Here is an 18,435-nt window from a genome sequence, read left to right on the forward strand (position 1 = left end):
AGAAAAAGGCCCGGGGACGCTCAGATGGCGCCAGCCCGGGCCGAAAGGTTGCTACTGCCCCGATTGCCGTAATCCTTGGATGGTGCGTCTGACGAGGAGTTCCCAGCAGGCTTACCGGCCTCGCAAGGCTAGGCCGGTAGGCATTAAAGAGTCGTTAAATCCGGCTCAGGCTTTGGTTAATTTTCGGCCCTTGGCCGGGGACTTCCGCGGGGCCTTGGGCCGGGGCCGGACCCCGGCGGCCACGAAATCGACGATCGCCCCCGCCACATCCACGCCCGTGGCGCCCTCGATGCCCTCCAAACCGGGGCTGGAGTTCACTTCCAGCACCAATGGACCCCTTTTCGAGCGCAGAAGATCCACGCCTGCAACGCCGAGCCCCATGACACGGGCCGCGCGCAGGGCGGTGGCGATCTCATCCTCGCTGAGCCTGACCGGGCTGGCCTTGCCGCCCCGGTGCAGGTTGGAGCGGAACTCGCCATCCCCCGCCTGGCGCCGCATGGCCGCCACCACCTGGTCGCCAACCACGAAGCAGCGCAGGTCGGCGCCCTTGGCCTCGGCGATGAACTCCTGCACCAGGAAATTCGCGTACAGCCCGCGGAAGGCCTCGACCACGCTGCGCGAAGCGGCGGCGTTTTCGGCCAGGATCACGCCGGCGCCCTGGGTGCCTTCGTTGAGCTTGATCACGTGCGGCGGCTTGCCGAGCATGCCCAGCAGGTCGGTGGTGTCGTCGGGATTGTCGCCGAACACGGTGAGAGGCAGGCCCAGGCCTTCGCCGGCCAGCATCTGGTGGCAGCGCAGCTTGTCGCGCGCGCGCAGGATGGCGTCGGAGCCGTTGGGCGTGTAGGTGCCCATCAGCTCGAACTGGCGCAGCACCGCGCTGCCGTAGCGCGTCACCGAGGCGCCGATGCGCGGGATCACCGCGTCGATGCCGGTCAGCGGCTTGCCCTTGTAGCGCATCAGGAACTGGCCCGGCGCGATCTGCATGTAGCAGCGCAGCGGGTCGAGTACGCGCACGACGTGGCCACGCTGGCGGCCGGCGTCGACCAGGCGCTGGGTCGAGTAGAGCTTGGCGTTGCGGGAAAGGATGGCGAGTTTCACGGCGGGATCAAGCCTTCGGGCGGGTTGCCCTGCAGGAAGGAGCTGGCCGGGTCGACCAGGAAGCGGCCGGCCAGCGCGGTGCGCCCCAGCAGCATGGGGAAGAGCATGTTCCGGCGATGTGTCAGGTTCACTTCCGCCTCCCACTCCAGCCCCGCCATGCGCAGCCGGGTGAGGATGAACGGCCGCTCGGTGACGTGGCCGCCCGAGTCGGTGACGCGGCGGCGGTCGATCACCCGGGCCTGCGCCGGCTGCGGCGCCTGGCCCGGCACGCCGGCGTCTAGCAGGAAGCGCACGTGCTCGGCGCCGTCGCGGTGGAAGGTTTCCTGGTCGAGCACGTGCAGGGCCGAGGAGCGCGCACCGGTGTCGACCTTGGCGCGCACCGCAACGATGCCGAGATCGGGCAGCGACAGCCACTCACGCCAGCCCAGGGGGACGGGGTGCGGCATGTGTCCTCCAGGGGGCTCGGGAAGCCGGGGTGGCGCGGGGCCGGGATGGAGCGGGTGAAGGGAATCGAACCCTCGTCAGTTGCTTGGGAAGCAACAGCTCTACCATTGAGCTACACCCGCGTCTGGCGGCGATTATGGCGACCGCCGCGGGCGCCCGCAACGCGATAAAATCCGGGCCATGCAAATCCAGCTCAATGGCCAGCCCCGCGGCATCGAAGCGGGCACCACCCTCGCCGCCCTGCTCGACGCCGCCGGTTATGCCGGCCGCAAGGTCGCGGTCGAGGTCAACCTCGACGTCGTGCCGCGCAGCCAGCACGCCAGCCACGTGCTGGCCGACGGCGACCGGGTGGAGATCATCCACGCCATCGGCGGCGGCTAGTCCCTCCTACAGGCGTCTCCCACGGTGAATGCGGGATTAAGAAAGGGTTAACGCGGACCCGCAATCGGGCCATAATCCGGGCATGAATCGCCCCGAATCCCCGTCCCCCGCCGATCCGCTGGTGATCGCCGGCAAGACCTACCGCTCGCGCCTGCTCACCGGCACCGGCAAGTTCGCCGACTTCGAGCAGACCCGCCTGGCCACCGAGGCCGCCGGCGCCGAGATCGTCACCGTCGCCATCCGCCGCAGCAACATCGGCCAGGACCCGGGCGCGCCGAACCTGCTCGACGTGCTGCCGCCCGACCGCTACACCCTGCTGCCCAACACCGCCGGCTGCTACACCGCCGACGATGCCGTGCGCACCTGCCGCTTGGCGCGCGAGCTGCTCGACGGCCACCGCCTGGTGAAGCTCGAGGTACTCGGCGACCCGCGCACGCTCTACCCGGACGTGGTGCAGACGATCAAGGCGGCCGAGGTCCTGGTCGCCGAGGGTTTCGAGGTGATGGTCTACACCTCCGACGACCCGATCATCGCCAAGCGCCTCGAGGAAATCGGCTGCGTGGCGGTGATGCCGCTGGCCGCACCGATCGGCTCGGGCCTGGGCGTGCAGAACCGCTGGTCCATCCTCGAGATCGTCGAGAACGCGAAGGTGCCCGTGCTGGTGGACGCCGGCGTCGGCACCGCGTCGGACGCGGCGATCGCGATGGAGCTGGGCTGCGACGGCGTGCTGATGAACACCGCGATCGCCGGCGCGCGCGACCCGGTCCTGATGGCCAGCGCCATGCGCAAGGCGGTCGAGGCCGGCCGCGAGGCCTTCCTGGCCGGCCGCATCCCGAAGAAGCGCAACGCCAACGCCTCCTCGCCGCTCGACGGCCACTTCCTCTGAGGGCGGCGGCGGGATGAGCGACAGCCCCGACCAAGCCGACGCCGCGTCCCGGCACCGCCCGATCCGCAGCTTCGTGCTGCGCCAGGGCCGCCAGACCGAAGCGCAGAAGCGGGCCTTCGACCTGCACTGGCCGGCACTGGGCCTGCCCTACCGCGGCGAGCCGCGCGACTACGACCCGGCGTTTGGCCGCCGCGCCCCGCGCGTGGTCGAAATCGGGTTTGGCAATGGCGAACAGCTGCTGTTCGCCGCCGCCCGCGAAGCCGACCGCGACTTCATCGGCATCGAGGTACACGGCCCGGGCGTCGGCCGCCTGCTCAACGCCGCCGCGGCCGAAAACCTGCGCAACCTGCGCGTGTACCAGCACGACGCGGTCGAAGTGCTGCGCGACGAGGTTGCCCCGGCCTCGCTGGACGAGGTGCGCATTTACTTCCCGGACCCCTGGCACAAGAAGCGGCACCACAAACGGCGGCTGGTGCAGCCGGAGTTCGTGGGCCTGATCTGCGATCGCCTGCGCCCCGGTGGCCTGCTGCACCTGGCCACCGACTGGGAGAACTACGCCGAGCACATGTGGGACGTGCTCGACGCCGAGCCGCGCCTGCGCAACCGCGCCGGCCCGCGCGGCACCGCGCCGCGGCCCGAATGGCGGCGGCAAACGCACTTCGAGACCCGCGGCCTGAAACTCGGCCACGGCGTCTGGGACCTGCTGTACGACCGGACCTAGGGGCGAACGCACGCGCATGGAGACCGGCCTCACCCTCACCCGCGACATGATGCTCGTGCTGGGGCTGGTCGGCTTCACGATCACCATGTTCATGATCGAGCGCATCCGCGCCGACGCAACCGCGCTGGTGGTGCTGGTGACCCTGGGCCTGACCGGGCTGGTGCCGGCCAACCAGCTGTTCAACGGCTTCTCGGGCAACGCGGTGATCAGCGTGATCGCCACCATGATCCTGGGCGCGGGCCTGGACCGCACCGGCGCGCTGAACCGGCTGGCGGTGTGGCTGCTGCGCGTGTCCAAGGGCATGGAGGAGCGGCTGATCTTCCTGACCTCGGCCATGGCCGGCGTGATCTCGGGCTTCATGCAGAACCCGTCGGTGATGGCGCTGTTCCTGCCGGTCGCCTCGCGCGTGTCCAGCCGCTCGGGCATCAGCCTCTCGCGCCTGCTGCTGCCGGTTGGCGCCGCCATCGTGATGGGCGGCGGCCTCACCATGATCGGCAGCTCGCCGCTGATGCTGCTCAACGACCTGCTGGTGGCCGCCAACCGCAACCTGCCCTCGGGCGCCGCCACGCTCGAGCCGCTGCCGATGTTCGGGCCGCTGCCGGTAGGCGTGGCGCTGCTGCTGGTGGGCCTGGCGTACTTCCGCTGGCGCGGGCCGCGCACGCTGGGCAAGGGCGAGGACAAGGGCGTCGCGCCCAGCCGCACGCAGAGCTATTTCGCCAGCGCCTACGGCATCGAGGGCGACGTGTTCGAACTCAGCGTCACCGCCGAAAGCCCGCTGGTCGGCATGTCGGTCGGCGAAGCCGAGGCACAGCGCGACGCGCCCCTGCTGCTGGCGCTGCTCAGCGGCAACGAATCGCGGCTGGCGCCGCCGGCCGACCAGATGATCTGGGTCGGCAGCGTGCTGGGCGTGATGGGCCCGCGCGAGGCGATCCAGGACTATGCGCAGAAGAACCTGCTGCGCATGTCGGCGCGCCTGCGCAACTTCGCCGACCTGTTCAACCCCAGCCGTTCGGGCATTTCCGAGGCGGTGATCCCGCCCACCTCGTCCTTCCTCGGCAAGACCCAGGCCCAGCTGCAGCTGCGCAAGCGCTTCGGCATCAGCCTGCTGGCGATCAACCGCGAGAACCAGGTCTGGCGCGAGGACATCCGGCGCATGCCGCTCAAGGCCGGCGACATGCTGGTATTCCATAGCATCTGGACCGACCTGGCGCAGGCCAGCGAGAGCCGCGACTTCGTGGTCGTCACCGACTACCCCAAGGGCGAGCAGCGGCCGCAGAAATTCTGGTGGGCGCTGGGCGTGTTCGTCGGCGCCATGACGCTGGCGCTGACCACGCTGGTGCCCGTGCCGATCGCGCTGATGACCGGCGCCGCCGCGATGATGCTGGCCGGCGTGCTGAACATGGACGAAGCCTATTCGGCGGTGAGCTGGAAGACCGTGTTCCTGATGGCCTGCCTGATCCCGCTGGGCTGGGCAATGGACTCCACCGGCGCCGCGAGCTGGGTGGCCCAGGTGATCCTCGACCGCATCGGGCCGGACGTGCCGGTGTGGGTGCTGGAGGCCGCGGTCGGGCTGCTGGCCACCGCCTTCACCCTGGTGATCGGCAACGTCGGCGCCACCGTGGTGATGGTGCCGATGGCGATCAACATCGCCCTGGCGGTGGGCGGCAACCCGGTCGCGTTCGCGCTGGTGGTGGCGCTGTCGGCGTCGAACAATTTCCTGAGCGTGTCCAACCCGGTGCTGGCGATGGTGACCGGCCCGGCCGGCTATCGCCCGCGCGACTTGTGGCGCATCGGCGCGCCGCTGACCCTGGTCTACCTGGCTGTCGTGCTGCTGGTGATCAACCTGATGTTCTAGGCCGCGTCCACGGTTACCGCGACGGCGACCAGGGACGCGCCCTTGCACGGGCCGGCGACGCACTCGCCGCGCTCCATCTCGAAGCTGGCGCCGTGCGCGGCGCAAACCAGGCGGCCCTGGTCCACCAGGAAGCGACCCGGCGCCCAGTCCAGGCGACGGCCGGCGTGCGGGCAAACGTTGAGCCAGGCCTTCAGGACGTCGCCGTGGCGGCGCAGCACCAGCGACTGCGGCTCGCCGTCGATCTCGACCTCGGTTTCCGACAGCCCCTCGGGCGGCAGCGCGGGCAGCCGGATTAACGAACCGCTTACACTTTTCACATCCGCCCTCGCCATACTTCGCCTCCCAGCATTCTGCCACGCCCCCTATGCTCTTCCGCGCCCAGCGATTCTTCAGCTACTGCCCCAGCAAGCCCCGCAGCCCGCTGCTCAAGCTGCTGGTGGGCGTGCTCGGCCTGGCCCTGCTGCTGGTGCTGGTCGCCGTCGGGCTGGTGGTGGGCCTGGGCATGCTGCTGTTCGCGGCCGTGCGCCGCCTGATGCGCCCCACGGCCGCCAAGGCCCGCGCCGAGTCCGGCGTGATCGAGGGCGAGTTCGTCGAAGTCCGCAAGACCGGCACGCCGCTCGGCCTGCGCTGAATCCCCGGAATCCGGACCGCCTTCCCGGTCCGCACACGCGTCGCGAAGTTAGACTTGGCCGGTCCTTCCGGAGCCGCGCCATGACCGCCACCGTGATCCCCGTTCCCGCCCCGACCACGCTGCCCGTGCGCGGCAGCGACGCCGTGTTCCCGGTGCGCCGCATCTACTGCGTGGGCCGCAACTTCGCCGACCACGCCAAGGAAATGGGCGCGACGGTGGACCGGGGCAACCCGGTGTTCTTCATGAAGCCCGGCGATGCCGTCGTTGCCGGCGGCGGCCGCGTGCCCTACCCGCCCGGCACCCGCGAGCTGCACCACGAGGTCGAGCTGGTGGTGGCGCTGGGCCGCGACGCCGACGGCGAAACCAGCGTGGCCGACGCGCCGGCGCTGGTGTTCGGCTACGGCGTCGGCCTCGACCTGACGCGCCGCGACCTGCAGGCGAACGCCAAGGCCAAGGGCCTGCCCTGGGACACCGCCAAGGGCTTCGACCACTCCGCGCCCGCCAGCGAACTGGTGCCGGTGGCGGCGGCTGGCGACGTGTTCGCGCGCACGCTGTCGCTGCGGGTCAACGGCGCGCTGCGGCAGCAGGCGCCGCTCGACACCATGGTCTTCACGGTGGCCGAAGTGCTGCACGAACTCTCCAGGCTTTACGCGCTCAAGGCCGGCGACCTGGTCTTCATGGGCACGCCGGCGGGGGTGGCCGCGCTGGTGCCGGGTGACCATTTCCGCGCCGAGGTCGAAGGCCTGCTGGTGCTCGAGGGCGATATCGCCTGAGCGGCGCGTCCGGTGTAGATTCCGGGGGCGGCAACGCCATCCATCGAACGGGGAGAGAACGCATGGGCATGGTTTCGGAGTTCAAGGAATTCGCGATGCGCGGCAACGTGGTCGACCTCGCCGTGGGCGTGGTGATCGGCGCCGCCTTCGGCAAGATCGTCGCCTCGCTGGTCAACGACATCATCATGCCGGCCATCGGTTACGTGGTCGGCGGCGTCAACTTCAGCGACCTGGCCTACGAGCTCAAGCCGGCCAGCGTGGACGCCGCCGGCGCCGAAGTGGCGGCGGTGCTGATCAAGTACGGCGCCTTCATCCAGACCATCGTCGATTTCCTGATCATCGCCGTCGCGATCTTCGTGGCGGTGAAGGTCATCAACTCGCTCAAGCGCAAGGAGGAAGCGGCGCCCGCGGCGCCGGCCGAGCCCAGCGCCGAGGTCAAGCTGCTCACCGAGATCCGCGACGCGCTCAAGCGCTGAGCCTCGTTCCAACCCCCGACGCCGGCCCCCGTGGCCGGCGTCTTGCTGACGGAGACACCGAATGCGCCTTGCCAAGACCCTGCTAGCCTGCGCCCTGCTCGCCGGCCCCGCCCTCGCCAGCGACGCCACCGGGCTCGATGCGGGTGACCTCGCCGTGGCCGAGTCGCTTCGTGAGAAAGCGCTGGCCGGCAGCACCGCCTGGTCGGTGGTCGAATCCTTGACCACCGAAGTCGGCCCGCGCCTGGCCGGCACCGAGGCCGACGCCCGCGGCGTGCGCTGGGCCGAGGCGAAGTTCAAGGCCATGGGTTTTGACAAGGTTTACCTCGAGCCCGTGACCTTCCCCGTCTGGCTGCGCCACCGCGAGCGCGCCGAGGTGCTGGCGCCGTTCCCGCAGCCGCTGGTGATCACCGCGCTCGGCGGCAGCGTCGGCACCGGCGACGCGCCGGTGGATGCGGAGGTGGTGGAGTTCGCCACGCTCGACGCGCTCAAGGCCGCGCCCGAGGGCAGCCTGGCCGGCAAGATCGCCTTCATCTCCAACCGCATGGTCCGCTTCAAGGACGGTCGCGGCTACGGGCCGGCGGTGGGCGCGCGCAGCAATGGCGCAGTCGAAGCGGCGCGAAAGGGCGCCGTGGCCATCGTGATCCGCTCGATCGGCACCAGCAACGACCGCTTCGCCCACACCGGCACCATGCGCTACGTGGCCGACGTTCCTCGCATCCCCGCGGCCGCGCTGTCGAACCCCGACGCCGACCTGCTGGTGAACATGCTGCGCCGCGGCCAGCCGGTGAGCCTGCGCCTGGACATCTCGGCCGAAACCCGCGAGGCCTACACCTCGCACAACGTCATCGGCGAGATCACCGGGCGCGAGCTGCCGGGCGAAGTGGTGACGATCGGCGGCCACCTCGACTCGTGGGACCAGGGCACGGGCGCCATCGACGACGGCGCCGGCGTCGGCATCACGATGGCCGCCGGCGCGCTGATCGGCGAACTGCCGCAGGCCCCGCGCCGCACCATCCGCGTCATCGCCTACGCCAACGAGGAGCAGGGCCTGTACGGCGGCAAGGCTTACGCCGACGCGCGCGAGGCCGCGGGCGAGATCGATGCGCACCAGCTCAGCGCAGAAAGCGACTTCGGCGCAGGCCGGGTCTATGCGCTGCGCGCGGGCGTGGACCCGGCCGCATGGCCGGTGATCGAGAAGATCGGCGAAGTGCTGGCGCCGCTGGGCGTGGCCACCGAGGCCGGCATTGGCGGCCCGGGCCCGGACGTCGGCCCGATCGTGGCCAAGGGCGCCACCTGGGCGCAGCTGGCCCAGGACGGCACCGACTACTTCGACTACCACCACACCCCGAACGACACCCTCGACAAGATCGACCCGAAAGCCCTGGACCAGCAGGTTGCGGCGTACGCCGTCCTGGCTTACCTGGCGGCGGAAACCACCGTCGACTTCGGCCGCGTCCCGGTGAAAACCGCGCCGTGAGTTCTTGCCACGGATGAAGACAAAGGCCGGCCCGCTGCCTAGTCGAGCAGCGGGGTGGCGAGGACGCGGGAGGGACGGCCGAGGAGTTTCTCGGTTTGTTCGCGGAGGTCTTCGCGGGAGACTTCGCGCAGGGGCAGCAGGACCTGCACGAGGTCGTCGAGGTCGCGCTTGCCGCGGGTGGCCTGGCGGATCTCGGCGTCAAGTTCCCGGAACAGCTGCACCGCGCGCGCGGTGCGCGGGCCGTGCGAGCGGTTGGACGAGAGCGACTTGATGCCGCGGCCGTGGTTGGCCATCCAGTCGTGGGCCTTGTCGGCACGCGCCTCGCTGAGCAGGCCGGCGCGGCGCAGCAGCTCGATCGAGTAGAACTCGGCCAGGCCCTCAGCGATCCAGTCATCGTCCTCGGCGCCGCGGATGCGGGTGATGACGTGCGTGAGCTCGTGGGTCAGCGTGCTGGTGCCGTTCTCGCTGATCAGCGGCCGATCGGCGTGCAGGAACAGCGAGCGCGGGCCCGACAGGCCGCCACGCCACATCGGGTCGCCGGCGCTGACGATCAGCAGCTTGCGCGGCACCTCGCCGAAAGCGCGCTTGAATTCCGGCACCAGTGAGTTGAAGAAGGCCAGCATGTCGTTGCGGCGGATCACGTCGCCCTTCGGGCCGGCCACGCTGATTTCGGTGCCCTCGATCACTTCGCGGCGGGTGCCGACCGCGCCGGCGATGATCCAGCCCGTGGGGCGGTCGAAATTGCGCTCCGGGTTCACGATCACGAAGGATTTGCCGTTGTTCGCCCGCAGGAAGGGCGTGTCCACGTTGCTCCAGCCCTTGGGCAGGATGAAGCGCAGCCGGGCGCGCGAATCGGCACCCTTGGTGGCGCTGACCGCCGCGCGCGGGATCAGGTCGTCGCCGCGAACGATCACCCAGTCCTCGGTGATGCGGGCGTCATAGCCGCCGCCACGGCGCTGGTTGTCGATGCGGTAGCGGAAGCGCAGGCGAGAGGCCTTGTCGCGCTCGGGCACCCAGGTCACGGTGTCGCCCTTGCGGGTGATCCCGCCGTCACCGCGCACGTTGGTGTAGCGCGACTCGGGCATGTGCAGGCGCAGGCGACGCGCCGAGCCCTTGCCCGGGGTAATGCGGATGGTCACCGCCGCTTCGCCCGCCGCGGGCAGGAACTGCACGGTGTAGTCGACGTTGTACTCCAGCGCGGCCGCCGCGACGGGCGCGGCGGCGACGGACAGGAGCAGGGACAGCAGCAGTATCAGACGAATTTTCATGCGCGGCAGTATGCCAAGAGCTTGATGAACCAAGGATTCATCCGGCCCGGTGCTGGCGCCACCATTCGCCCAGGAAGACCGCGGTGGCCGCGGCGACGTTGAGGCTTTCGACGGCACCGCTGCCGGGGATGCCCAGGCGCAGCGCCGCGGCCTGGGCCAGCGCGGGATCGAGGCCGGTCTGTTCGGCGCCCATCACCAGCAGCAGGCGGCCGGGCAGCGCGGTGGCGTAGAGCGACTGGCCGCCACGCACCACGGTCGCCACCGCCTGGAATCCGGCCGAGGCCAGCTGGGCCAGGCTGTTGTCGCTGCGTCCCAGGCGCACCAGCGGCACCTGCTCGGCGCCGCCTTCGGCCACGCGCGCGGCGGCGCCGGACAGCGCCAGTGCACCGTCCTTGGGCAGCAGCAGGCCCGCGGCGCCAAAGTGCGCGGCCGAGCGCAGGATGGCGCCGAGGTTGTGCGGGTTGCCGACGCCATCAAGCCAGATCGCCAGCTGCGGGCCGGGCGGCAGCATGCGCAACCACTCCGACAGGTTCTGCTCGGGCGCCGGCACCGCGCCGAACACGACGCCCTCGTGGTGCTCGCTGCCGGAGAGCTTGCGCAGGTCCTCGTCGCCGACGACGGTGTAGCCGAGGCGATGCTGTACACAGTGCGCCAGCACCGCCTTCAACGCCGGGATGCGGGACTCGAGCAGCCACACCTTGCGCAGGTCGCCCGGCCGCCGCGCGAACATCGCCAGGCAGGCATTGAAGCCATGGATCCGCTGCTCCCGCGGCGGCCGCGGCCCCGCGACGCTCCCGCGCAGCAACTCGGCATCGGCCTCGTCCCGCGCCAATTCCTGCGCCGACGGCGGACGCCGCGAACCGCCTGCATGCACCGCCGCTCGCCGACCGGAACCCGCATCCACGGCTGGCCGGCGCGCTCCCGCGTCTGGTGCAGCCGGACCCGGCGCCTGCCGATCACGCTCCCGCTCGCGTTTGTCCCGCGGCTTCCCCGCCGGCGGCCCACGATAAGGAGATTCACCCTGCGGCGGCTTACGGTCAGTCATAGGCTTCGCCCCACCGAGCTGGCAGCAGAAATAAGAAGCCGCCAGTCTACCGGAAGCCCGTAGAAGGAAGCCCCCTTGGTAAGGGGGCGCGCCGAAGGCGCAGGGATCGGAAGCAACGCGACTCGGGGCCCAAGATTCGGAACCGAATCTTGGGGATTTCAGGGCGTCAGCCCGAAATCAGTCCCCCTTGGTAAGGGGGCGCGCCGAAGGCGCAGGGATCGGAAGCAACGCGACTCGGGGCCCAAGATTCGGAACCGAATCTTGGGGATGTCCAGGCGTAAGCCGGGACATCAGGCATGGCCACCCACGGCGGGCGTCTCGGACTCGAGCTCCTCGAGCTTCCGCGCCACCGCCTCCGGCGACCGCGTGTACGGCGCCAGCAGCGCATAGAACGCCGGCACCACGAACAGCGACAGCGCGGTCGAGAACGCCACGCCCGAGATGATCACGATGCCGATGGTGGCGCGGCTGGCCGAGCCCGGACCGGCGGCCACGACCAGCGGCACCGCGCCCATGATGGTTGCGATCGAGGTCATCAGGATCGGCCGCATGCGCACGGCCGCCGACTCCACGATGGCGTTGCGGATGGCCATGCCCTCGTCGCGCAGCTGGTTGGCGAACTCGACGATCAGGATGCCGTTCTTCGCCGCCAGCCCGACCAGCATCACGATGCCGATCTGGCTGAAGAGATTGAGCGAACTGCCGAACAGCCACAGGCCGATCAGCGCGCCCAGCACCGCCAGCGGCACCGTCAGCATGATCACCAGCGGATGCAGGAAGCTTTCGAACTGCGCGGCCAGCACCAGGTACACCACCAGCAGCGCCATAGCCAGCGTGAACAGCACCGCGCTGCCGGCGGTCTGGTACTCGCGCGATTCTCCCTTGTAGTCGATCTGGGCGCGCTCGGGCAGCTCCTCGTCGATCACCTGCTGCACCCAGGCCAGCGCTTCGCCCAGCGTGTAGTCCGGCGCCAGGCCGGCCGAGAGGGTGATCGCGCGCAGGCGGTTGAACCGGTTGAACTGGCCCGGCTCCGCCAGTTCGGTCAGCGTGACCAGGTTGGCGAGCGGGATCAGTTCGCCCGAAGTGGACGAACGCACGTACAGGTTGGCCAGGTCGCTCGGGGAGCCGCGGTCCTCCTGCTGGGCCTGCAGGATCACGTCGTACTCCTCGCCATCCTCGACGTAGGTGGTGACGCGGCGCGAGCCCATCATCGTCTCGAGCGTGCGGCCAACCTCCTGCACCGACACGCCGAGGTCGGCCGCGCGGGCGCGGTCGATCTCCACGCGCAGCTGCGGCCGGGTTTCCTTGTAGTCGGAGTCGGCGCTGAACAGGCGCGGGTTCTCCTCCATGCGCGCCAGCACGCGGTCGCGCCACTCCGCCAACTCGGCGTAGTCCGGGCCGCCCAGCACGATCTGCAGCGGCTGGCCGCCGGAACGGACCAGGCCCGAGCGCACCTGCGGACGCGCGATAACGCCCGGCAGCGAGGCCATGTCGGCGCGGATTTTCTCGACCAGCTCGGCGGTACCGGTGTCGCGCTCGTTCCATGGCTTGAGCAGGGCGATCACCTGGCCGGTGTGCATGTCGCCGCCCGGGCCGAAGCCGCCCGGCACGCGGGTGTTGGCGCGGTCGATCGGCTGGCCCTCGCCGACGTACTTGAACAGCCGCTCCTCGACCTGCTGCATCTGCTTGACGGTGTAGTCGTAACCCGCGCCCTCGGGGCCGACCACCGAGATGAAGAAGGCGCCGCGGTCCTCGGGCGGCGTCAGCTCGACCGGGATCAGCTGCACCATGAACCAGGACAGGCCGAGCGACCCCAGCAGCGCACCGCCCATCAGCAGCGGCCGGCCCACGGTGCGCTCGACCGCGCGGCGGTAGCCGCGACCCAGCGACTCGAGGTGGCCCTGCACCCACTTGTTCAGGCCGCGCGGCGCCTCGTGCGCGCGGATCAGCTTCGAGCACATCATCGGCGTCAGCGTCAGCGCCACGAAGGCCGAGATCAGCACGGCCGCCGCCATCGCCACCGACAGTTCGCGGAACAGCCGGCCGGCGTTGCCCTCGATGAAGCCCACCGGCAGGAAAACCGCCGCCAGCACCGCCGTGGTCGCGATCACCGCGAACGCCACCTGCGCCGTGCCGCGGCGCGCGGCCACCAGCGGCGGCTCGCCCAGGTCGGCGCGGCGCTGCACGTTCTCCAGCACCACGATGGCATCGTCGACCACCAGGCCGATGGAAAGCACCAGGGCCAGCAGCGTCAGCAGGTTGATGGTGAAGCCGAAGGCCCAGAGCGCGATGAACACGGTCATCAGGCAGATTGGCACCGTTACCGCCGGGATCAGCGCGGCGCGCACGCTGCCGAGGAACAGGTAGATCACGATCAGCACCAGGATCACCGCCTCGAACAGGGTCCAATAGACCCGGTCCACGGCGGCGTCGATGAAGATGGTGCTGTCGAAGGCGACGAAGATGTCGGTACCCTGCGGCAAGGTGTCCTGGATCGCCGGCAGCGCTTCCTTCACCGCGCGCGCCACGTCGAGGCTGTTGGCGGTGGAGGTCTTGACCACGCCCAGGCCGATGTTGGGCTGGCCGTTGCCGCGGAAATAGGCGCGGCGCTCCGAGGAAGCCCGCTCGACCTTGGCCACGTCGGCCAGCCGCACCAGGTAGCCGTCGTCGCCCTTGGCCAGGGTCAGCTGGGCGAAGTCCTCGGCCTCGGCGTAGTTGCGCATCACGCGCAGGGTGAAGTCGCGGTCCTGCGACTCGATGCTGCCCGCAGGAAGCTCGACGTTCTCGCGCCGCAGCGCGTTCTCGACGTCGTTGACGGTGAGCCCGCGGGCGGCCAGCGCCTCGCGGTCGAGCCAGACGCGCATCGAGTAGCGCTGCTGGCCACCGACCCGGACCTGGGCCACGCCGTCGATGCTCGACAGGCGGTCGACCACGTAGCGCTCGGCGTAGTCGCTCAGCGCCAGCGTGTCCATGTTCGACGAGTTCATGTTCAGCCAGAGGATGACCTCGGCGTCGGACTCGACCTTCTCGATCTCCGGCGGGTCGGCCTCGGGCGGCATGCGGTCGCCGATGCGGCTGATGGCGTCGCGCACGTCGTTGGCGGCGGCCTCGATGTCGCGCGACAGCGAGAACTCCAGCGTCACCTGCGCCTGGCCGTTGCGGCTGCGCGACTCCACCGTCTCGATGCCCTCGATGCCGGCCACCGCGTCCTCGAGGATCTGCGTGATGCGGGTTTCCACCACCGCCGCCGAAGCGCCGGGGTAGGACACCTCCACCGACACGATCGGCGGGTCGATATTGGGCAGTTCGCGCAGGGTCAGGCGGGTGAAGGCGATCACGCCCAACACCACCAGCAGCAGGCTCATGACGGTCGCGAAGACCGGGCGCTTGATCGAAACGTCGGAGAGGACCATGGGATACCTCGGAGCGCCGTCAGGCGGCCTTGTCGTCGGTGTCGGTGGTGGCCGGGGCCGGGGCGGTCACCTCGCTGACGCGGGCGCCGTCGCGCAGCTTGACCACGCCGTCCACCACGATCCGGTCGCCGGCCGAGAGGCCCTCGACGACCTCCACTTCGCCGCGTCGGCGCTGGCCCAGGGTCACGTAGACCTGCTCGACGCTGCCGTCGTCCTTCATGCGGAACACGTGCGCGCGCTGCGCCACCTGGATCACGGCGATCTCCGGGATCACCAGCGCCTCGCGCTCGGGGCGGAACAGGCGCACGCTGAGCAGCATGCCCGGGCGCAGCTGGCGGTCCGGGTTGGGCAGCTCGGCGCGCACGGTGACGGCACGGGTGACCGGGTCGACGCGCGAGTCGACCGTGGTGACCACGCCGGTGAACTCACGGTCGGGCCACGCGGCGCTGGCGGCGGTGATGACCTGGCCATTGGCCACAGCCGACAGGAAGGCCTCGGGCACGGCGAAGTCGAGCTTGACCACCGAGACGTCGTCGAGGCTGGCGATGGCCGTACCCGGCGTGACCAGGGTGCCGGGGCTGACCTGGCGGAAGCCCAGCACGCCGGCGAAGGGTGCGGTGATCACGCGGTCGGAAAGCCGGGCACGGGTGGCGTCGAGCCGGGCCCGCGAGGCCTCCATCGCGGCACGCTGGGTGTCGAGCTGGCCGGCGGGGATGAGCTTCTGCGCGGCCAGCTGCTGCTGGCGCTGGTACTGCTGCTGCGCCTCGCGGTAGGCCGCGGCGGCCTCGGCCAGGCCGGCCACCTCGACGCGGCCGGACAGATCCACCAGCACGTCGCCGGCTTCGACCAGGGCGCCATCCTCGAAGTTCACCTTGACCACGGTCTCGGTGACCTTGGCGGTGAGCATCACCGACTCGTTGGCGCGCGCGGTACCCAGCGCCTCGAGGGTGTCGGACCAGGGCTGCCTGGCCACGGTGGTGGCGGTGACGGTCGCCGCCGGCGGGCCCGAGGGCGCGGCCTGCTCGGCATCGCAGCCGGCCAGGGCGAGCGCGGCGGCGAGCAGGGCGAACGGGAGTCGCGGGAACGGCTTCATCGGGCGGGATTCCTTGGTCTGGCGGGCGCCGCGCGGTGGGCGGGGCGCCGGGAACGGGGTGCAGTCTGGACCCGGCCGCAACGCGAAAGTTCAGCGCACGGGCGGGGGCACGAACCGGCTGCGAGTTTACGGTCGGGGCGTCACGGGGGCGCGAACGGGGGGCATCCGTCGACAAACGCACGACGGCACGATGCGTTGACGCCCCCGGAACAACCGGCCCCCAAAACACCCGTGGGAGGGACGTCAGTCCCGATGCCTTCCGGTGGAATGCATCGGGACCGACGTCCCTCCCACGGGATGTGGACGGCGGGCCCGGGGCCCGCCAACGGGCTCAGGCGCCCTTGGTCCACTTGCCCAGCGCGGCCAGGCCGTTGGCCTTGGCGCGGGCATAGACGGTCTGCTGCGCGGCGGCAAGGTTGCCGACCAGGTCCTTCGACCACAGCTGCAGCGCGGCCGACTGCATGGCGCGGCCGTAGCTGAAGCTCAGCGGCCAGGGCTTGGCACCCAGCCGGTTCATGGCGTCGAGGTGGGCGGTGGCGTCGTCGTCGCTCTGGCCGCCCGACAGGAACACGATGCCCGGCAGGGTCGCCGGCACGGCCGACTTCAGGCAGCGCAGGGTCATCTCGGCGACGTCCTCGACGCTGGCCTGCTCCGGGCAGTCCTTGCCGGAGACGACCATCGAGGCCTTCAGGATGGTGCCCTCGAGCATGATGTTGTGCTCGTACAGCGCGCCGAACAGCGAGCGCAGGGTCACTTCGGTGATCTCGTAGCAGGTGTCGATGTCGTGCTCGCCGTCCATCAGCACTTCCGGCTCCACCATCGGCACGATGCCGGCTTCCTGGCAGAGCGCGGCGTAGCGGGCCAGGGCGTGGCAGTTGGCCTCGATGCAGGTGCCCGACGGCGCGTCCTCGCCGATGGTGATCACGGCGCGCCACTTGGCGAACTTGGCGCCCAGCTTGGCGTATTCCTTCAGGCGGTCGCGCAGGCCGTCCAGGCCTTCGGTGACCAGCTCGCCCGGGAAGCCCGCCAGCGGCTTGGCGCCCAGGTCGACCTTGATGCCCGGCAGGATGCCGTTGTCCATCATGACCTTGGTGAAGGGCACGCCGGCCTTGGTGCTCTGGCGCAGGGTCTCGTCGTACAGGATGGCGCCCGAGATGTAGTCACCCAGCTTCGGGGTGGTCAGCAGCATCTCGCGGTAGGCGCGACGGTTCTCTTCCGTGCACTCGATGCCGACGCCGTCGAACCGCTTCTTGATGGTGGCGGTGGACTCATCGATGGCGATGATGCCCTTGCCCGGGGCCACCATGGCCTGGGCGATTTCGGCGAGTTGGTCGATGCTCATGGACGGGTTCCCGGGGGTTGGCTGAGAGGGGCCGCATTATAGCCCAACCGGGAACCTGCCTCAGAGCTCGCCGAGGCCTTCGGCGGTGCCGTTGGGGCCGACCTTGAGCAGGCGCAGGGTGTTGGTGGCGCCGTGGAGTTCCATGTGGTCGCCGCTGGTGATGATCACCCGGTCGTCCTCGGCCAGCAGGCCGGCCTGGAACAGCTGGCGGATGGCGCCGCGCGCGGCCTCGCGGGTGGCCAGGCCGGTGCTGTCGAAGTTCACCGGGAAGACATCGCGAATCATCGCCATGCGCCGGCGCGCGCCGTCGTGGCGGGACAGGCCGTAGATCGGCACCGACGAGCGGAAGCGCGACAGGTAGCGGGCGGTGCCGCCGGACTCGGTCAGGGCGATGATCGCGCGCACCTGGATGTGTTCGGCCAGGAACATGCTGGCCATGGCGATGGCCTGGTCGGCGGCCTGCAGGTTGCGCGGCGCCTTCTCGAAATCGGTGTCGTGGTCGAACTGGCGCTCGGCGCCCAGGCAGATGCGCACCATCGCCTCGACCGCCTTGACCGGGTAGTTGCCCGAGGCGGTCTCGGCCGAGAGCATCACCGCGTCGGTGCCGTCGATGACCGAATTGGCCACGTCCAGCACCTCGGCCCGGGTCGGGATGGGGTTGTCCACCATCGACTGCAGCATCTGCGTCGCCGTGATCACCACCCGGTTGTGCTCGAGCGCGGTCTTGATGATTTTCTTTTGCAGGCCCGGCAGTTCGGCGTCGCCGATCTCGACGCCCAGGTCGCCGCGGGCCACCATCACCACGTCCGAGGCGATGGTGATCTCGACCAGGTTCTCGATGGCTTCGGCGCGCTCGATCTTCGCCACCAGGAAGGCGTCGCTGCCGGCGGCGCGGGCCAGGGCGCGCGCCTCGTCCATGTCGGCGGCCGAACGGCAGAAGGACACGGCCAGGAAATCGACGCCGAGCTTGGCCGCGATCTCGATGTGCTCCTTGTCCTGGTCGGTGAGCGCCCCCAGCGACAGGCCGCCGCCGAGGCGGTTGAGGCCCTTGCGGTTCGACAGCACGCCGTCGGTGAGCACGCGGGTATGGATGTTCGCGCCCTCGACCGCGGTGACCTCGACCGCCATCAGGCCGTCGTCGAGCAGCAGCGTGTCACCCGGGTGGACGTCGTGGACCAGGCCCAGGTAGCTGACGCCGACCTGGCGGGCATCGCCCGGCGGCGCGTCGGCGCGGCAGACCAGGGTGAAGTCCTGGCCGGCCTTGAGCAGCACCTTGTCCTCTTCGAACTTCTCGATGCGGATCTTCGGGCCCTGCAGGTCGGCCAGGATGCCGACCTCGCGGCCAGCGCGCGCCGCGGCCTCGCGCACCGCGGCGACGCGGGCGGCGTGGTGGGCCGGCGTGCCGTGCGAGAAATTGAGTCGCACCACGTTGACGCCGGCGCGCACCAGCTCGTCGAGCACGCCGGGGGCGTCGGTGGCGGGGCCGAGGGTGGCGAGGATCTTGGTGCGGCGCAGGGCGTGGCTCATGGGTT

Annotated in this window: 17 protein-coding genes and 1 tRNA gene; 8 read left to right on the forward strand and 10 right to left on the reverse strand. The window is 70.3% G+C overall.

Features of this window, described 5'->3' with window-relative positions; all coding sequences use genetic code 11:
• Positions 1–165 precede the first annotated feature (165 nt).
• The 3 genes from rimK to Q0C12_RS01830 all read right to left on the reverse strand — a co-directional run bounded on the left by rimK (position 166) and on the right by Q0C12_RS01830 (position 1,664).
• A complete protein-coding gene (gene rimK, locus Q0C12_RS01820; RefSeq protein ID WP_290885386.1) occupies positions 166–1,098 on the reverse strand; it encodes a 30S ribosomal protein S6--L-glutamate ligase in 933 nt (310 codons plus the stop codon).
• Entirely contained in the window at positions 1,095–1,544 is a 450-nt protein-coding gene (locus Q0C12_RS01825) for a RimK/LysX family protein (RefSeq protein ID WP_290885389.1), read from the reverse strand. The genes rimK and Q0C12_RS01825 overlap by 4 nt, the downstream gene beginning before the upstream one ends.
• A gap of 46 nt (positions 1,545–1,590) precedes the next feature.
• A tRNA-Gly gene (locus Q0C12_RS01830) sits at positions 1,591–1,664 on the reverse strand.
• A 58-nt stretch (positions 1,665–1,722) separates the two neighbouring features.
• Between Q0C12_RS01830 and thiS the strand changes: the two genes are divergently transcribed.
• From thiS to Q0C12_RS01850, 4 genes are all read left to right on the forward strand, one after another.
• Positions 1,723–1,923, forward strand: coding sequence for a sulfur carrier protein ThiS (gene thiS, locus Q0C12_RS01835; RefSeq protein WP_290885392.1), 201 nt, complete (start codon positions 1,723–1,725; stop codon positions 1,921–1,923).
• A gap of 82 nt (positions 1,924–2,005) precedes the next feature.
• Positions 2,006–2,809 carry a thiazole synthase gene (locus Q0C12_RS01840; protein WP_290885396.1) on the forward strand — a complete coding sequence of 268 codons (804 nt, stop codon included), beginning with the start codon at positions 2,006–2,008 and terminating at the stop codon, positions 2,807–2,809.
• A 13-nt stretch (positions 2,810–2,822) separates the two neighbouring features.
• On the forward strand, positions 2,823–3,530 hold the full coding sequence (trmB, locus tag Q0C12_RS01845; RefSeq protein ID WP_290885399.1) for a tRNA (guanosine(46)-N7)-methyltransferase TrmB: 708 nt from the start codon (positions 2,823–2,825) through the stop codon (positions 3,528–3,530).
• A gap of 16 nt (positions 3,531–3,546) precedes the next feature.
• A complete protein-coding gene (locus Q0C12_RS01850; RefSeq protein WP_290885402.1) occupies positions 3,547–5,385 on the forward strand; it encodes an SLC13 family permease in 1,839 nt (612 codons plus the stop codon).
• On the opposite strand, the gene Q0C12_RS01855 is transcribed toward Q0C12_RS01850, so the two are convergent.
• On the reverse strand, positions 5,382–5,663 hold the full coding sequence (locus Q0C12_RS01855) for a Rieske (2Fe-2S) protein (RefSeq protein ID WP_290885537.1): 282 nt from the start codon (positions 5,661–5,663) through the stop codon (positions 5,382–5,384). The two genes, Q0C12_RS01850 and Q0C12_RS01855, sit on opposite strands and share 4 nt — an antisense overlap.
• Before the next feature lie 86 nt (positions 5,664–5,749).
• Here Q0C12_RS01855 and Q0C12_RS01860 point away from each other — a divergent pair, with 86 nt between their 5' ends.
• The 4 genes from Q0C12_RS01860 (at position 5,750) to Q0C12_RS01875 (ending at position 8,742) form a co-directional block, all read left to right on the forward strand.
• Positions 5,750–6,016, forward strand: coding sequence for a hypothetical protein (locus tag Q0C12_RS01860; protein WP_290885405.1), 267 nt, complete (start codon positions 5,750–5,752; stop codon positions 6,014–6,016).
• Positions 6,017–6,096: 80 nt separating this feature from the next.
• Positions 6,097–6,789, forward strand: coding sequence for a fumarylacetoacetate hydrolase family protein (locus Q0C12_RS01865; RefSeq protein ID WP_290885408.1), 693 nt, complete (start codon positions 6,097–6,099; stop codon positions 6,787–6,789).
• A gap of 62 nt (positions 6,790–6,851) precedes the next feature.
• Positions 6,852–7,265, forward strand: a complete 414-nt coding sequence (gene mscL, locus Q0C12_RS01870) for a large-conductance mechanosensitive channel protein MscL (protein ID WP_290885411.1) — start codon at positions 6,852–6,854, stop codon at positions 7,263–7,265.
• A 61-nt stretch (positions 7,266–7,326) separates the two neighbouring features.
• Positions 7,327–8,742, forward strand: a complete 1,416-nt coding sequence (locus Q0C12_RS01875) for a M28 family peptidase (protein WP_290885414.1) — start codon at positions 7,327–7,329, stop codon at positions 8,740–8,742.
• Positions 8,743–8,780: 38 nt separating this feature from the next.
• Here the strand turns inward: Q0C12_RS01875 and Q0C12_RS01880 are convergent, their stop codons facing one another.
• The 6 genes from Q0C12_RS01880 to pyk form a co-directional block, all read right to left on the reverse strand.
• Complete coding sequence (locus Q0C12_RS01880) at positions 8,781–10,010, reverse strand: hypothetical protein (protein ID WP_290885417.1); 1,230 nt, start codon at positions 10,008–10,010, stop codon at positions 8,781–8,783.
• Between the two features lie 37 nt (positions 10,011–10,047).
• Positions 10,048–10,914: a TrmH family RNA methyltransferase gene (locus Q0C12_RS01885; protein ID WP_290885419.1), complete on the reverse strand. Its 867-nt coding sequence runs from the start codon at positions 10,912–10,914 to the stop codon at positions 10,048–10,050.
• Positions 10,915–11,345: 431 nt separating this feature from the next.
• Positions 11,346–14,468 carry an efflux RND transporter permease subunit gene (locus Q0C12_RS01890; RefSeq protein ID WP_290885421.1) on the reverse strand — a complete coding sequence of 1,041 codons (3,123 nt, stop codon included), beginning with the start codon at positions 14,466–14,468 and terminating at the stop codon, positions 11,346–11,348.
• Between the two features lie 19 nt (positions 14,469–14,487).
• Positions 14,488–15,561, reverse strand: a complete 1,074-nt coding sequence (locus Q0C12_RS01895; RefSeq protein ID WP_290885424.1) for an efflux RND transporter periplasmic adaptor subunit — start codon at positions 15,559–15,561, stop codon at positions 14,488–14,490.
• A 331-nt stretch (positions 15,562–15,892) separates the two neighbouring features.
• Entirely contained in the window at positions 15,893–16,903 is a 1,011-nt protein-coding gene (locus Q0C12_RS01900) for a class I fructose-bisphosphate aldolase (RefSeq protein ID WP_290885427.1), read from the reverse strand.
• A gap of 60 nt (positions 16,904–16,963) precedes the next feature.
• A complete protein-coding gene (gene pyk / locus Q0C12_RS01905) occupies positions 16,964–18,430 on the reverse strand; it encodes a pyruvate kinase (RefSeq protein WP_290885430.1) in 1,467 nt (488 codons plus the stop codon).
• Positions 18,431–18,435: the final 5 nt, after the last annotated feature.

The organism is Arenimonas sp. (assembly GCF_022842045.1).
Classification (GTDB): Bacteria; Pseudomonadota; Gammaproteobacteria; order Xanthomonadales; family Xanthomonadaceae; genus Arenimonas.